At 43.7% G+C, this 15,212-nt stretch carries 14 protein-coding genes; 10 read left to right on the forward strand and 4 right to left on the reverse strand.

Annotation, left to right across the window (positions count from 1 at the left end; translation table 11 throughout):
• Nucleotides 1–2: 2 nt before the first annotated feature.
• Nucleotides 3–551 (reverse strand): SiaB family protein kinase, encoded by a 549-nt coding sequence (locus tag O3Q51_10415; protein MCZ4409226.1) that lies wholly within the window; start codon nt 549–551, stop codon nt 3–5.
• A gap of 134 nt (nt 552–685) precedes the next feature.
• On the opposite strand from O3Q51_10415, the gene O3Q51_10420 reads away from it, so the two are divergent.
• The 3 genes from O3Q51_10420 (at nt 686) to O3Q51_10430 (ending at nt 2,893) form a co-directional block, all read left to right on the forward strand.
• A complete protein-coding gene (locus tag O3Q51_10420) occupies nt 686–1,435 on the forward strand; it encodes a class I SAM-dependent methyltransferase (GenBank protein MCZ4409227.1) in 750 nt (249 codons plus the stop codon).
• Complete coding sequence (locus O3Q51_10425) at nt 1,432–2,163, forward strand: ZIP family metal transporter (GenBank protein ID MCZ4409228.1); 732 nt, start codon at nt 1,432–1,434, stop codon at nt 2,161–2,163. Before O3Q51_10420 ends, O3Q51_10425 begins: the two co-directional genes overlap by 4 nt.
• Before the next feature lie 97 nt (nt 2,164–2,260).
• Nucleotides 2,261–2,893: a peroxiredoxin gene (locus O3Q51_10430; GenBank protein ID MCZ4409229.1), complete on the forward strand. Its 633-nt coding sequence runs from the start codon at nt 2,261–2,263 to the stop codon at nt 2,891–2,893.
• A 35-nt stretch (nt 2,894–2,928) separates the two neighbouring features.
• On the opposite strand, the gene O3Q51_10435 is transcribed toward O3Q51_10430, so the two are convergent.
• Nucleotides 2,929–3,375, reverse strand: coding sequence for a DCC1-like thiol-disulfide oxidoreductase family protein (locus O3Q51_10435; protein ID MCZ4409230.1), 447 nt, complete (start codon nt 3,373–3,375; stop codon nt 2,929–2,931).
• A gap of 61 nt (nt 3,376–3,436) precedes the next feature.
• On the opposite strand from O3Q51_10435, the gene O3Q51_10440 reads away from it, so the two are divergent.
• The 7 genes from O3Q51_10440 to O3Q51_10470 are packed head-to-tail and all read left to right on the forward strand — an operon-like array spanning nt 3,437 to nt 12,005.
• A complete protein-coding gene (locus tag O3Q51_10440) occupies nt 3,437–4,729 on the forward strand; it encodes a serine hydroxymethyltransferase (protein ID MCZ4409231.1) in 1,293 nt (430 codons plus the stop codon).
• A gap of 8 nt (nt 4,730–4,737) precedes the next feature.
• Nucleotides 4,738–6,027, forward strand: a complete 1,290-nt coding sequence (gene fahA, locus O3Q51_10445; GenBank protein ID MCZ4409232.1) for a fumarylacetoacetase — start codon at nt 4,738–4,740, stop codon at nt 6,025–6,027.
• Nucleotides 6,028–6,033: 6 nt separating this feature from the next.
• Nucleotides 6,034–8,259: a bifunctional (p)ppGpp synthetase/guanosine-3',5'-bis(diphosphate) 3'-pyrophosphohydrolase gene (locus O3Q51_10450; protein MCZ4409233.1), complete on the forward strand. Its 2,226-nt coding sequence runs from the start codon at nt 6,034–6,036 to the stop codon at nt 8,257–8,259.
• Nucleotides 8,260–8,302: 43 nt separating this feature from the next.
• Nucleotides 8,303–8,770 (forward strand): transcriptional repressor, encoded by a 468-nt coding sequence (locus tag O3Q51_10455; GenBank protein ID MCZ4409234.1) that lies wholly within the window; start codon nt 8,303–8,305, stop codon nt 8,768–8,770.
• A 9-nt stretch (nt 8,771–8,779) separates the two neighbouring features.
• A complete protein-coding gene (locus O3Q51_10460; GenBank protein MCZ4409235.1) occupies nt 8,780–9,136 on the forward strand; it encodes an STAS domain-containing protein in 357 nt (118 codons plus the stop codon).
• A 6-nt stretch (nt 9,137–9,142) separates the two neighbouring features.
• Nucleotides 9,143–10,429, forward strand: coding sequence for an adenylosuccinate synthase (locus O3Q51_10465; protein MCZ4409236.1), 1,287 nt, complete (start codon nt 9,143–9,145; stop codon nt 10,427–10,429).
• A 31-nt stretch (nt 10,430–10,460) separates the two neighbouring features.
• Nucleotides 10,461–12,005 carry a hypothetical protein gene (locus O3Q51_10470; GenBank protein ID MCZ4409237.1) on the forward strand — a complete coding sequence of 515 codons (1,545 nt, stop codon included), beginning with the start codon at nt 10,461–10,463 and terminating at the stop codon, nt 12,003–12,005.
• Here the strand turns inward: O3Q51_10470 and O3Q51_10475 are convergent.
• Nucleotides 12,002–12,583 carry an NAD(P)H-dependent oxidoreductase gene (locus tag O3Q51_10475; GenBank protein ID MCZ4409238.1) on the reverse strand — a complete coding sequence of 194 codons (582 nt, stop codon included), beginning with the start codon at nt 12,581–12,583 and terminating at the stop codon, nt 12,002–12,004. The genes O3Q51_10470 and O3Q51_10475 overlap by 4 nt on opposite strands.
• On the reverse strand, nt 12,580–15,132 hold the full coding sequence (locus tag O3Q51_10480; protein MCZ4409239.1) for a putative LPS assembly protein LptD: 2,553 nt from the start codon (nt 15,130–15,132) through the stop codon (nt 12,580–12,582). Before O3Q51_10480 ends, O3Q51_10475 begins: the two co-directional genes overlap by 4 nt.
• Between the last annotated feature and the right edge of the window lie 80 nt (nt 15,133–15,212).

The raw sequence follows: 15,212 nt of genomic DNA on the forward strand, positions 1-15,212 counted from the left end.
TTTTATTTCACTTTGACATTTAAACTGAAAAACGTTTTATCCTCGCCAAATGGAATAAAACCAAAATCCAGTTTTTCTCCGCTCTTTCGAGCAATATCGATCATGCCTAAACCTCCGCCACCTTTCTCAGACATCTTTCCGTCTGCCAAGACTGACTTATAAAGTTCCTTAACCTCATCTTTGCTCATGGAGTTAATTTCCTCCAATCGTCCTTTCAATTCTCCCACTTCACTTTCTTCTACAAAGTTTCCCGTAATGATCGAATATCCCGTTACGTTCTTAGCTACCATCACAATGACTGAAGGCATTTCTTTGCCTGCATCCATGGCCGGTTGAGAGATATGGTGATGAAGGTTTTGCAAACATTCAACCATAATATTGAACATACGCTTTTTAACCTTGGAGCTTTCTCCAAAACGATCAAGCTTGTTTTCTATAATCTGAAGAATCGATGTGAGCAATTCCGTAGAAATCTCTCCCTTAAAAGAGAGCATAATGTTCTTACGCTCCATGGAATCGTACAGATCAAAAATCTCGTGAATTTCCGTCAATTGCGAGTGTTTTGCCAAATATAGTTTTTTGACCTCGCTCAATGATTCAATTCACTTCAATTATTTCTTCAAGCCTATGTTAATTAAATGACAAGACATAATTTCATAGCTTCGCAGCCTGATTTTTATATGCATTGAAACCATCTCACAAATCAGATAAACCCTGGTACCGCACCTGGTTTAACTCCCCATACTACCATCTTCTCTACAGCAACCGCGATGAGAATGAAGCTGAGCGTTTCATACACAATCTACTGAAATACCTGTCGCCAGATAAAAAAACTCATTTCCTTGATCTTGCCTGTGGCAAAGGTAGGCACAGCCTTACGGTAAACCGAGCAGGATTTGAAGTGACTGGTGCAGATCTAGCCGAAGAAAACATACGATTTGCTAATCAAAAAAGTAATGAACGCCTTCATTTTGTAAGGCATGATATGAGAGAACCACTGGGAGAAGATCGATTCGACTATGTTTTGAATCTATTCACGAGCTTCGGCTATTTTGACAGTTTAGAGGAAAACGAACTGGTCTTGAAATCCATTGCTACTGAACTCAAGCCAAAAGGTAAAGTCGTGCTGGATTTTATGAACGTTGAAAAAGTCACCAAAGGATTAATTCCCCTGGAAACGCGCGAAATTGATGGTATCAACTTCAAAATAACCAGAACAAATGATGACGGATTTATCGTGAAGACAATAGAGCTGCAAGATGGAGATCTCGAATACACTTTTCACGAAAGAGTAAAAGCTTTGACAAAAGAGGATTTCATGGGAATGTTTCGTCGCTGTGGTTTCGAGATTCTGGATACTTTTGGAAACTATAATCTCGATGATTTTGATGCCGAGAAGTCTTCTCGTTTAATACTCATAGGTCGCAAACCATGACTTGGTACTACGTTGTAATACTATTTGTAGTTGGAATGGCATCCGGAATCGGCGGTATGTATCTGCACGGCCGCCTCACCAAAGACGTTAAAGTACTGCTGGCCTTCAGCGGTGCTTATCTGTTTGCTTTGGCCATTATGCACCTACTACCCGAGATTTACATCCATTTGGGTCACGATGCCGGGCTTTACATCTTGCTAGGCTTTCTTATTCAAATGGTAATGGATTATTTTTCCAGAGGAGTTGAGCACGGTCATATCCATCACCACATTTCGGTCAAAAATCCTTTTCCACTAGGCATTTTTGTAAGTCTATTCCTTCACTCCATAGTTGAAGGTCTTCCTTTAGGCGGTGGATTTGATCACGACCACGGAGGTCATGGTTTTGATACCGGCAGCTTAGTCATCGGGATAGCTATCCACAAAATTCCCGAGGCCATAGCTCTGGCAGCTATCCTCTACCACGTATTTGAGAAAAAATCGAAGGTGATAGCCTATATCGCTCTTTACGCCATAGCCACTCCTCTCGGGATTCTCATTGGTCAGTATTTTCTTGAAAATACGGCAAATGATCCAACAGAGATTTACTCCATTATCCTGTCCATTGCCGTAGGAATTTTTCTGCACGTGAGTACTACCATTATTTTCGAGGCAGATGAGGCTCATCGATTGAGCTGGCCAAAGTCCATTGCCATCATTCTGGGATTGACCCTCGTTTTAGTCCTTTAGGCTAATTCTATCAATTGATAGAAAGAAGCAATACGACACTCCCCTGCAAAACAGGGTCCTTGATTACCTTTGTACCTCACAAAACAAAGGAAACACTATGTCAGTATTAGTTGGAAAAAAAGCTCCACAGTTTAAAGCCTCAGCGGTAATAAACGGAGAGGAGATCGTAGAAGATTTTTCATTAGAACAGTACATCGGAAATAAGCACGTCATTTTATTCTTTTACCCAAAGGATTTCACATTCGTATGCCCTACCGAGCTTCACGCTTTTCAGGCTAAAATGGCTGAATTCAAGGAGCGCGGAGTAGAGCTTGTTGCCGTATCTACCGATACAGAACAGTCTCACTGGGGTTGGTTGCAATTGACCAAAGACCAAGGAGGAATCCAAGGAATTACCTACCCGATTGTGGCAGATACAAACAAGACCATTTCTCACAACTTTGACGTTCTGGCCGGAGACTTCTTTTATGATGAAGAAGGAATGCTTCAAGCAGAAGGTGAGTTAGTAGCTTACCGAGGCCTTTTCTTGATCGACAAAGAAGGAATCGTACGTCACCAAGTAGTAAACGACCTTCCATTGGGAAGAAACGTAGAGGAAGCTTTACGCATGGTTGATGCACTTCAGTTTTTCGAAGAAAAAGGAGAAGTATGTCCTGCAAACTGGGAAAAAGGCAAAGGCGGAATGCAAGCGACGCACTCTGGTGTAGCTGAGTACTTGGCTGCAAACTAAGATCTACTTTCGTCTCAAACGCTAAAGCTCCTCGATTATGAGGAGCTTTTTTTTTGAGCTGACCCCATAAAAAGATGATCAACCCTCTTATCAGGCATCATGCAAGTATCCCTTTTACCAAACCAGCGGTAGCGGTTTCGGGCAATGATATCATAAACGGGGTCGCGCAGAAATCGGGGTATGATGAAGAAGATTTTCAGTAAAGGCCATAGTCCGCTTAGCCTTCCGGCAATTTTTAATGCTGCCGTGCTTTTTTCAAAAAGCTCACCGTCTTCGTAGAGCAAAATGCTATCGACCTGCTGAAAAGAAGGATTTTCTTGTAGAAGTTTTGCGGCAGGTGGCCAGCTCAGGCTGGAAAAACGAAAGTGCTCTTTTGGATCCCGCTTGATAATAAATTGGACAGAACCGTTACATAGATTGCAGTAACCATCGAACAAAATCAAGCCTTTTCCTTCGGGCAATTCCGACGAGCCTTTTTGCATAAAACAAAGGTATGCCTTCCAAAGGAATTCCTAATTTTGGCAGTTGCTGAAAAACATACGCATGAAAAGAGATCAACTCGTATTCGATATTATTGAAAAAGAGCGCAAAAGACAGCTCGAAGGCATTGAACTTATTGCATCCGAAAACTTTGTAAGTGATCAAGTGATGGAGGCAATGGGTTCGGTTATGACAAACAAGTACGCCGAAGGTCTTCCCGGAAAACGGTACTACGGCGGTTGTGAATTTGTAGACCAGACAGAAAATTTGGCAATTGATCGTCTCAAAAAGCTTTTTGGTGCGGCTTGGGCCAATGTGCAACCTCACAGTGGAGCCCAGGCAAATTCAGCGGTAATGCTAGCATGCCTGCAACCAGGCGACAAAATCATGGGGTTTGACCTGAGCCATGGTGGACACCTGACGCACGGTTCGCCTGTTAATTTCTCCGGAAAACTCTACCGTCCTTCATTCTACGGGGTAGAAAAAGAAACGGGCGTAATTGATTACGACAAGCTGGAGAAGAAAGCCATCGACGAGAAACCGAAGATGATCATCTGCGGGGCTTCGGCTTACTCCAGAGATTGGGACTATGCTCGTCTGAGAGACATCGCCGATAAGATTAAAGCGCTTCTCTTGGCCGATATTTCACACCCCAGCGGATTGATAGCCGCCAAGCTTCTGAACGACCCTCTACCCCACTGCCACATCGTGACATCTACCACTCACAAGACCCTTCGTGGCCCGAGAGGTGGAATCATCATGATGGGACAAGATTTTGACAATCCTTTCGGTTTAACCACGATGAAGGGAACCGTCAGAAAAATGTCATCTCTCTTGGATTCGGCTGTCTTCCCGGGGACTCAGGGCGGACCTCTGGAGCACGTCATCGCCTCAAAGGCTGTCGCTTTTGGCGAAGCACTTACCGATGAGTACAAGGTTTATTGCAAACAAGTCATCACCAACGCGCAAGGCATGGCTGCTTCTTTTGTAAAAAGAGGCTACGACGTGATCAGCGGCGGGACTGATAACCACAGCATGCTGATTGATCTTCGCTCAAAAGATATCACGGGCAAGGATGCCGAAAATGCTCTGATCAAGGCCGATATCACCGTTAATAAAAATATGGTCCCTTTTGACGACAAGTCGCCATTCGTGACCAGCGGAATGAGAATAGGAACTCCTGCAGTCACCACCAGGGGTTTGACGGAAGAGCACATGGATTCCATCGTAGATTTGATTGACCAAGTAATCACCAATAGCGAAGACGAAGCGAGCATTGAAAAAGTAAAAAAAGAAGTCAACCAAATGATGAGTAGCTTCCCACTCTTCGCCCACGGTGAACTAACTACAAACTAAAATTCTTTATGCAAATTTCTGCCAATGACCCAAAGAGAAAGTCTTGGGTTGAAATACCTCTCAATAGTGATTTCCCTATCCAAAACTTGCCATTCGGAATTTTTTCGGTAAAGTCAGGCACGCCCAAACCGTGCGTAGCCATTGGTACTCAATTGGCTGATCTCTCCGCCCTTTCGGCAAAAGGATTTTTCGCTGATTTACCATTTGACGCTAGCGATTTTGAAAGTTCGACTCTCAACGCCCTTATGAAAAAAGGCAAGCAGGCTACCCGAGCTTTGAGAAACCGCCTTGCCGAACTTTTTGATGCTGACGGATCATACGTGGACAGAAAATCAGAAATAGAATTGACGCTTCACCTTCTATCGGAAGTTGATATGCACCTTCCCGTGCAAGTGGGTGATTACACCGATTTCTATTCGAGTATCGAACATGCTACGAATGTGGGAACCATGTTTCGCGATCCGGACAATGCACTTCTTCCAAACTGGAAACACATCCCTGTAGCTTACCATGGCCGTAGTTCATCGATCATTATTTCAGGCGAAGAAATTCATCGCCCGAAAGGACAAACCAGACCGAATGACAACGAGCCGCCCGTTTACGGACCAACCCGATTACTCGACTTCGAGCTGGAGATGGCATTTGTGACTTTTGACGGGAAGCATCTCGGAGACTCCATTTCCACTTCCGAAGCCGAAGATTACATCTTCGGGATGGTGCTCTTTAATGATTGGTCGGCGCGGGATATCCAGAAATGGGAATACGTTCCGCTTGGGCCCTTCCTGGCAAAAAACTTTGCCTCCTCGGTATCTCCTTGGATTGTGACACTCGACGCTTTGGAGCCATTCCGCACGGAAGGCCCTGTGCAAAAACCGAAAGTTCTTCCTTACTTGGAATACAGCGGCGACAAAAACATCGACATCAAGCTTGAGGTAGCGATCGAAACTGAGAAAGGTGATGAAATGACCGTTTGCCAATCCAACTACAAGAATATGTATTGGAATATGAACCAGCAACTTGCTCACCATACGGTAAACGGATGTAACGTGAGATGCGGTGACATGATGGCTTCGGGTACCATTTCGGGTAGCGACCCTTCGAGCTATGGCTCGATGCTTGAAATAACTTGGCGAGGTAGCAAACCCGTACAAATGCCTGACGGTACGGAAAGAAAATTCATCAATGACGGTGATTCAGTCATCATGCGTGGAACATGCAAGAAAGACGGAATCAAGATTGGTTTTGGTGAAGTCAAAACAAAAGTATTACCCGCGAAACAAGACGCACTAACCATTTAACCCGCCGTGAAGAAAGTCGATCCCGCAGAAGATAAAAAGCTCATCCTTTCAGCCTACCGAGGGCTTCTTCGCATGGCTAAGTTTTCGAAGGAGAAGGAAGATCGAAAAATAATTCGGAAGGCTTTTGATTTGGCAATGGAAGCGCACAAAGACATGCGCCGAAAATCGGGAGAGCCATATATTCTTCACCCGTTGGCCGTGGCTAGAATTTGTGCTGAGGAGATCGGCTTGGGAACAACGAGTATCGTCGCTGCCATTCTTCATGACACTGTGGAAGACACGGAAATCACTTTGGAAGACGTGGAACATCAGTTTGGCCCCAAGGTGAGAGATATCATTGATGGATTGACCAAAATCTCTGATGTGTTTGACCATACGGCGAGCATTCAAGCAGAGAATTTTAAGAAAATGCTCCTCACCCTATCGGATGACGTACGGGTGATTTTGATCAAGCTCGCAGATAGGCTGCACAACATGCGCACCTTGGATTCCATGCGTCGCGACAAGCAGTTGAAGATTGCCAGCGAGACTCAGTTTATGTTTGCGCCTTTAGCTCACCGCTTGGGCTTGTACGCTATAAAGACTGAGCTGGAAGACCTGGCGCTGAAATACACCGAGCCCGAGGAGTATGAAGAGATTGAAACGAATCTGAAGAAAGGTCAGGCCGTAAGAACAAGGTTTATAAACCGTTTTACTCTGCCCATCAAAAGAGCGCTTGATGCAGAAGGATTCAACTACGAAATTAAGGGAAGACCAAAATCCATCCACAGCATTTGGAACAAAATTCACAAGAAGAACATTCCATTTGAAGAGATTTACGATGTCTTTGCGATCCGAATTATTTTGGACACAGACCTGAAGAATGAGAAAGCTCTCTGCTGGAAAGTTTACAGTATGGTCACTGACTTTTATCAGCCAAACCCTGACAGATTGAGAGACTGGATCAGCACTCCGAAAGGAAACGGATACGAATCCCTGCACACGACGGTAATGAGCCCTACAGGAAAATGGGTCGAGGTTCAAATACGAACTCAGCGTATGGACGACATAGCCGAAATGGGATACGCTGCGCATTGGAAATACAAGGACCAACAAGCCCAAGAATCCAGTTTAGACACTTGGCTCAATCGCATTCGCGACATGCTGGAGACCAATAACGGTGAGGCCTTGGACTTCATCGACGACTTCAAGCTAAACCTGTTCAGTGATGAAATTTTTGTCTTCACTCCCAATGGAGAATTAAAAACGCTCCCTGCAGGAGCCACTGCTCTTGACTTTGCTTTCGAAATTCACACTCAAGTAGGTGAATCGTGCATTGGCGCCAAGGTCGATCAACGTTTGGTACCGTTGAGCCATAAACTCAAAAGCGGAGATCAAATCGAAATCCTAACATCGAAAAAGCAAAAGGCAAAAGAGGACTGGCTGAACTATGTGGTGACCGCTAAAGCCAAATCGAAGATCAAACAAGCTCTGAAAGAGGAGCAGAAAAAGGTGGCAAGCGATGGGAGAGAAATCGTGCAACGAAAGTTCAAGAGCATCGGAGTCGAGTTTACGAGTCGCAATGTTTCGGAACTGGAAAAATTCTACGGATACAACTCAGCCACATCACTTTACGAAGATATTGCCAAAGGGAAGGTTACCCTAAAAAAATTAAAAGGCTTTACTGTAGATCAAAAGCAGCTGAATTTTGAGCGAGACGATTCAGTCTTCGAATATGAAGAAAGGAAAAAATCGGGAGCTCAAGAAATTCCGAAGGATACCCTCATCATTGGTGATGATGAAGTGGACGTACCCTACAAGCTATCGCAATGTTGCAACCCCATCCCGGGTGATGATGTCTTTGGTTTTGTGACGATAAACGACGGAATAAAAATTCATCGTGTGCGCTGCCCGAATGCAGTCGCAATGAGATCGAACTTTGCCTACCGCATCATTAAGGCGAAATGGCAAAGTCAGAAAGAGAGTGAGTTTGCAGCGAAAATTCGCTTCAAAGGAATCGATGATTTGGGATTGGTCGAAAAAATCACACATGCCATCTCTACCGATCTCAATGTAAATATGAAAGCCATTAGCTTTGAGAGCAACGATGGTGTGTTTGATGGGAGAGTAACCGTACTAGTATACAACACTGATCACTTAAACAGCCTGATCAAGAGACTGCAAAGTGTAGAGGGAGTGCTGACTGTAGAGCGGGTTAAGCTGGGTATGGAATCTAGTTCTGAAAACGGCTAGCTGTTTTCTAAAATCGACTAACTTTGACGACTAAAGTCAACACGTGGCGACACTAGAACTGAAGGAAAAAGTAAAGCAAATATTTTCGGCATATCTCGAGAAGAATGGTCACCGGAAAACACCTGAAAGGTTCGCAATACTCAATGAAATTTATGAGTACGACGGTCATTTTGATGTAGAATCATTGTACATCCAAATGAAGAATAAGAACTACCGAGTAAGCAGAGCTACGCTTTACAATACGATAGATTTACTAATGGCTTGCAATCTTGCGCGGAAGCACCAATTCGGAAAAAATCCGGCGCAGTTTGAAAAGTCTCATGAGTACAAACAGCACGATCACGTAATTGTGACCGAAACTGGAGAAGTTTTGGAATTTTGCGATCCTCGAATAGAAGCAATTAAAGCTACCGTCGAGGAGATTTTCAACGTGAAGATTATGCACCATAGTTTGTACTTTTACGCCGAGAGAAACGGAACGGATAAAACCGACTCAAATCAACCCGAATAAAAAACACCAATGGCATTCAATTATTCTATAACCGAAAAGGAAGGACTTGTACTATTAGAAATGCAAGGTAAATTGGTCGACAAGGCTGAAGCAATTGACATAGGCGCCGAAGTAGAGGAGCAAATGGCTTCAGATCACAATCATTTCATTATTGACCTGAGCGAGTTGGAATATATGAATAGCACAGGGCTTAACATCATCTTGAACTTGATGAACAAGTGCCGAAATAACGGAGGGGAAGCCGTTGTAGCGGGCTCAACCGTCCGAATCAAATCTCTTTTTTCGGTAACGAAATTAGATACCGTTTTCACGCTCAAAGATTCTCGTGAAGAAGCGGTACAGCACTTAAAAGAACTTTCTGAATAAGCGTACATGAAATCAAAAGTTGACGTACTTCTAGGGCTTCAATGGGGCGATGAAGGAAAGGGAAAGATTGTGGATGTTCTAACACCACAGTACGATGTAATAGCTCGATTTCAAGGTGGGCCGAATGCGGGACACACCTTGGAGTTTAACAATATCAAGCACGTTTTACACACCATTCCGTCAGGGATTTTCCACTCTGAAAAACTCAATTTGGTGGGAAACGGTGTAGTCATAGACCCGATAATTTTTAAGCGAGAGATAGATGCTCTTGCAAAAATGGGTGTTGACGTCAACAAGAACTTAGTCGTTTCGAGAAAAGCTCACCTCATCTTGCCAACACACTGTGTACTTGATGGCGCCAGTGAAGCGGATAAAGGCAAGAAGAAAATCGGATCAACGCTTAAGGGAATCGGCCCAACCTACATGGATAAAACGGGACGTAATGGCTTACGCGTTGGAGACATTGAATCACCTGATTTTCAAAATCGATATGACGCGCTTAAGGCTAAGCACGAGCGACTCTTGGAGCCTTACGATTTTGAATACGATATCACCGAAAAGGAGAAAGCTTGGTTTGAAGGTATCGCTGTGATTAAAGGATTGACCCTGATTGACAGTGAACACGAGCTCAACCAGGCATTGAAAGCGGGTAAGAAGATATTGGCCGAAGGGGCTCAAGGCAGCCTTTTGGATATCGACTTTGGAAGTTATCCTTTCGTGACCTCTTCTAATACCATTGCAGCCGGGGCTTGCACAGGTCTTGGAGTAGCACCAAATAGAATTGGCGAAGTAATCGGGATTTTCAAAGCTTACTGCACCCGTGTAGGTAGTGGACCATTTCCCACAGAGCTTTTTGACGAAACAGGGGAACGACTTAGAAAAGAGGGTCATGAATTTGGTGCTACCACTGGTAGACCTCGCCGATGTGGATGGATTGACCTTCCCGCGTTGAAATATGCGATCATGATCAATGGGGTGACCATGTTGAATATGACGAAAGCGGATGTTCTTTCCATATTTGACGAGATCAAAGTTTGCACCCACTACATCTACCGCGGTGAAAAGATTGATTATCTTCCTTACGACGTAACGGGTGAGAAAATAGAGCCCGTTTACGATTCAGTGCCAGGCTGGAAAAAGGACCTGACTCAGCTCAACAGCGAGGAAGACTTCCCTCAGGAGTTGAGCGATTACGTCGACTATCTCGAAAAGGCCTTGGAAACCCCAATCACAGTTGTTTCAGTGGGCCCTGACAGAAATCAAACCATTGTTCGTACCGAAGTACCCGCTTAAAAGCGGCACAAGAATTGCCAATGATGCTCCGATGAATTTCGGCAAAATTTGGTTGGGCATTTCCCTGCTTCTATTGCTTTTACCTTTTGATTCTTTCTCGCAAGAAAAGAGTCGAATTGAATTGGTGCGGTCAGATATTCTGCGCTTTGACAAAAGTATCGGTGTAGATGCTCAGCGACTATTAGGCAACGTGATCTTCAAACACAAAGGGGCCTTGATGTATTGCGATTCAGCATACCTCTACAATGCAACGAATAGTCTCGATGCCTTTGGCCATGTTAGAGTAAACCAAGGGGACACTCTTACAATGACCAGCGATAAGTTGAACTACAATGGAAATACTCAGCTAATAAAAGTAAGAGATAACGTGGTACTGAAGGATGCTGAGATGACTCTTACCACCCATACCTTAGACTACGATCGAAAATCGGGGCAAGCCATATTCTACGATCGTGGTAACATCATAAGTAAAAAGAACGACAATCGCTTGGTATCATGCGAGGGCATTTACGATTCAAACAGTGAGTTCTTCTTTTTTCGCGATAGCGTAGTTCTCAACAATCCTCAATATCGAGTGGAGACGGATACACTCCGATATGGAAACCAGTCGGAAATCGCCTACTTCTTTGGACCAACATTTATCTACAGCGATGCTAACACGATTTATTGTGAAAATGGTTGGTATGATACCTTCAACGATATCTCACAATTTAACAAGAACGCCTATATCGACAATGGAAAACAACTCCTGAGGGGAGACAGCCTATGGTACTCAAGAAACGAGGAGCTGGGAAAGGCATACCTGAATGTCAGTGTAGTCGATACGGCAGATCAGTTTGTCATCAACGGCGATTATGGCGAGTACAATGACGCTACCGGAAAAAATTATGTGACGGGCAATGCCGAGATGCTCCAGTACGATTTGACCGATACACTTTTTCTTCATGGAGATACACTAATGGCGGTGGAAGATAGTTTGATTGGCAATCGGGTTTATGCCTATCCATCTGTGAAATTCTTCAGAAAAGACATGCAGGGCGCAAGCGACTCGCTTATTTATGCCAGTGATGACAGCTTGATTTACATGTTTACCAATCCCGTTTTATGGGCCGATGATTTGCAAATAACGGGCGATACCATTCTGATCAGAACCTACGATGGAGCAGTAGAAAATCTATTTGTGTTTGACCATGCCTTCATGGTGAACAGAATAGATTCCACCAAGTACAATCAGATCAAAGGCAAACACTTGACTGGTTTTTTTGAAAATAATGATCTACGCAGAATTCTGATCAAAGGAAATGGTCAGTCGCTTTACTATGCCACTGAAGAAGAAAAACAGGATAGTACTTTAACAGACCCACAGCCTGTCAAATTCATTGGGGTGAACAAGGCCATCTGTTCGAACATAGAAATCTTTATGATAGATAGAGCGATAGATCGTATCCTCTTTTTGACAAAGCCCGACGGAGCTTTTTATCCAGTCGAGCAGCTTCCCCAAGACGCAAAGCTCTTTGATGGTTTTATCTGGGATGAGGCCAGAAGACCCAATTCGAGACAAGATATTTTCGACTAATACGGGGTTCCGTTTTCGCGCGCCACTTTCATCGCATCGGCGTACCAAAGCAACTCTGTAGAAAATCGATCAAATCGCTTGATCATTTTTGAGTCCTCCGCTATTCCGTTTTCATCCAATGCTGAATCTATTTTTGGAATAGGTTGAATTGACGGTATACTGCTCATGCCTAATTCAGCAAGAACCGCACGTGCGTGCATAGCGACCCGCACACCACCGAAGCTTCCGCGAGAATAGGAAACAACTCCCGAAGGTTTAAAGAAATACTCCTTTTGAAAGTGGTCCAAAAAGTTTTTCAAACCAGGCTGAAACCCGTGATTGTATTCACCTGTAATGATGACGTACCCATCGGAAGACTGAAGCGCTTCAGATGCTTTTTGCAAATTCTCAGGAGCTTCGCCATCTGCATATTCCTTGTACATTCTATCCAAAATAGGAAGGTCTATTTCCTTAGCGTCCAGAAAAATTGTTTCACATTTTTCATTGAGTTGATCAATGCAGAAATTCGCTGCTCTGATTCCCAAACGATCTGAACGATAGGAGCCGTAAATCACAGCAATTTTGAGTTTTTTTGTCATAAGAAAAAGCTTTCGTCGTTTCCGATAGTGCGGTTCTGCTCTAGTTTCAAATCGCGCAACATGGATGACTTGATGTTTAAGCCAATACTGTAGCTCCTGCGAAATCCGAATGGAATAATCCGTGCATTGAGTTCCCAACAATTGAGGTCTACCCTTACAGTAATCGTTGTCGGTGTAAGTTCTTTATTGGTAAAATCGTAACCCGAGTTTACTCCAACCCTCACAATATCGAAGAGAGTAAAATCACCGGTAGCCTGAAGAGACTGGGTGTAAGCCAAGGTATCCATAAGTACTAGGGGAAGGTCTTCGCCTGCCGCTTCTACAAAACGATTTCGCCTCACGTTCAAAGTATATTGAAAGCTAATATTCCAAGGTACCTTAAATCCACTCAAGAACGAATCTGAGTCTCCTCCTACCTCCTCCTCCGCATCTTCAGACTCGATGACTTCTTGAACCTCTTGTCGCTGAAATGCGGTACTACCGAGACCCCTGACATTTACGGCTATATTACCCGACTGAAATTGCGCCAAAGTGTTGCCGGTACTGACTAAATATTCGGCTGTCCTTACAGGTCTTTCTGCCTCACTAATAGCGTAAACGTATGGATCGAAAACACCTGAAAATCTCAAATCAGCGTATTTACCTATTGAGTTAAAGCCACTGATATTGATATTGCTCAACTGATTGCTATCCGCTACGAAATTGTAATTTCCTGAGAAGGTCAAATTCTCCAGAAAGGCCACTTTCTTGAATTTCGAAGTAGTGTCTCGCCTACTCAAAAATTTCCCTTCTACATTGTTCACAAAAGAGAATGATATGGTCTGGCTATTTCCGGATGGAGGGCCTCCGTAAACTGTCCCTTGATAGGGATTGTAAGATGTCAATGCGCCGTCAGTGCCATAAAACCCGTATACATTTGGATCAAAATCAGGCCTATAATTGTAACTTACAGTTGGGGTTAAGGTATGCCTGATCGCTTTTAGGTTTTTGCCTTTAAAGCTGTACATCCCATAAAGCTTGGTAGTAACGGAGGTGGAAAAAGACCAATTATTATTTCGATCAAACCCTTGAAGGGTGTCAACCTCAAACTGATCTGTTTCAGCATTGAAAGTTCTACCGAAGGTTTTAAAATACCAACGTTCGTTGTAATTAAAACTGGGATTGATACTCAGCGCTCCCGCCTTCAATGAGGTACTCAGACTGGTAGTGTGTCTGATTCCATTTCTGAAATTTTTGCTCAATTGGTTCCAATTGTTCAGGGCCAATTCACTTTCTGTTGCGCTTAAAGTATTCTGAAAAGATGAACTCCAGACCCAACCGATTTTCTCATAAAACCTATCTTTTGGACCATCGTTGAATAGATCCTTTAATGGAAACGTTCGTGCCTTATTTACATTCAATGTGGGCAGTGTAAAATTGTAAACTCCCGTCTGCGAATTCTGATCATGACCTGCATTGGCATTAAAGCTCCAAGGCGAATTGTAGAATGAACGCGAATAGCGAATGTTTGAACGGAAGGTATTGGTGAGGTAATCGTTTTGCGAAGAGTTGAGGTTATTGGTAAAATTCTGAGAGCTTCCCGCATTTACATCTGCAGAAAAATTTGCATATGGATGAGCCTTTCTATCCTGGGAGTGTCTCCAGTTAATGAAGAAGGTTCTCGCTTCTGAATAATTACTCAAGTCTCGATCTCCCCTTTTTTGAATATTGTACTCTACGCCAAGATTACCATCGTATTTGTACAGCTTCTTGTAGCGTGTGATATTCTCCAATCCAAAGCTTCCGCGTGAATAAATATCTGCTAAAATCTTGGTATCAACTTGGTCGCTAATTGGCATGTAGAAACCCAAATCGTTCAGAAAATAGCCAAGTTCATTTGCATTTCCATAGCTGGGCATGATAAGCCCAGCTTGCTTTTTATCTGCATTGGGGAAAAAGCCAAAAGGAAAAACCAACGGAGTCGGGATTTTTCCCAAGGCCAAATAACCAGGTCCTGTTACAATCTGCTTATCTTTTATCACCTTTAGCCGACCAATCTTGAATCTGGTCTTCGCATTCGGGTCTTCGCAAGGGCAATATTCTCCCTTACGCACATAGATCACATTGTTATTATCTGTGGTTTTCACCCGATCACCTGTCAATGTTCCTTCTATCACATCGGTCTGCACCTGTCGAACATAGGCCTTCTTTGACTTGAAATTATAATCCATATTGAAGGCCTCAAACTTGGAATCACCTTGTTCGAAAACAGGTTTTCCTACCCATACACCAGCCGTATCCTGAATTCCTTCGGCGTGAACGGTATACTTCGCGAAATCGTAGATAATCCTCTCTGCCTGCAGTTTGATGTCTTGATAGGTAATCACAGCCTCACCAAACAGGTACACTTTTCCATTTACAATATCGTTTATGATCGTGTCCCTCGCTGAGTAATTGACAGGGGCTTCAAGAAAAGAATCGGACTGATTTTTGGGTGCTTCTTCAACCATCGCCGAATCGACCGTCAAAGTGTCGGTGAGATTAAGAGCGAGAGAGTCAGTTTGGGACATTACCTCAGAGGCGGCTATAATGAACAGCCCTACAAGGATAAAAACTAACTTTGCCCGAAGGATGAGGGAAGGAATATTCC

This window comes from Cryomorphaceae bacterium 1068, from assembly GCA_027214385.1.
Classification (GTDB): domain Bacteria; phylum Bacteroidota; class Bacteroidia; order Flavobacteriales_D; family Cryomorphaceae; genus JAKVAV01.

What these genes read in the sequence shown, in the direction of transcription:
- O3Q51_10470 (MCZ4409237.1), top strand. Translation starts at nt 10,461, where the DNA reads ATGAATTTCGGCAAAATTTGGTTGGGCATTTCCCTGCTTCTATTGCTT.
- O3Q51_10480 (MCZ4409239.1), bottom strand. Translation starts at nt 15,132, where the DNA reads ATGTCCCAAACTGACTCTCTCGCTCTTAATCTCACCGACACTTTGACG.
- O3Q51_10440 (MCZ4409231.1), top strand. Translation starts at nt 3,437, where the DNA reads ATGAAAAGAGATCAACTCGTATTCGATATTATTGAAAAAGAGCGCAAA.
- fahA (MCZ4409232.1), top strand. Translation starts at nt 4,738, where the DNA reads ATGCAAATTTCTGCCAATGACCCAAAGAGAAAGTCTTGGGTTGAAATA.
- O3Q51_10460 (MCZ4409235.1), top strand. Translation starts at nt 8,780, where the DNA reads ATGGCATTCAATTATTCTATAACCGAAAAGGAAGGACTTGTACTATTA.
- O3Q51_10465 (MCZ4409236.1), top strand. Translation starts at nt 9,143, where the DNA reads ATGAAATCAAAAGTTGACGTACTTCTAGGGCTTCAATGGGGCGATGAA.
- O3Q51_10425 (MCZ4409228.1), top strand. Translation starts at nt 1,432, where the DNA reads ATGACTTGGTACTACGTTGTAATACTATTTGTAGTTGGAATGGCATCC.
- O3Q51_10475 (MCZ4409238.1), bottom strand. Translation starts at nt 12,583, where the DNA reads ATGACAAAAAAACTCAAAATTGCTGTGATTTACGGCTCCTATCGTTCA.
- O3Q51_10430 (MCZ4409229.1), top strand. Translation starts at nt 2,261, where the DNA reads ATGTCAGTATTAGTTGGAAAAAAAGCTCCACAGTTTAAAGCCTCAGCG.
- O3Q51_10435 (MCZ4409230.1), bottom strand. Translation starts at nt 3,375, where the DNA reads ATGCAAAAAGGCTCGTCGGAATTGCCCGAAGGAAAAGGCTTGATTTTG.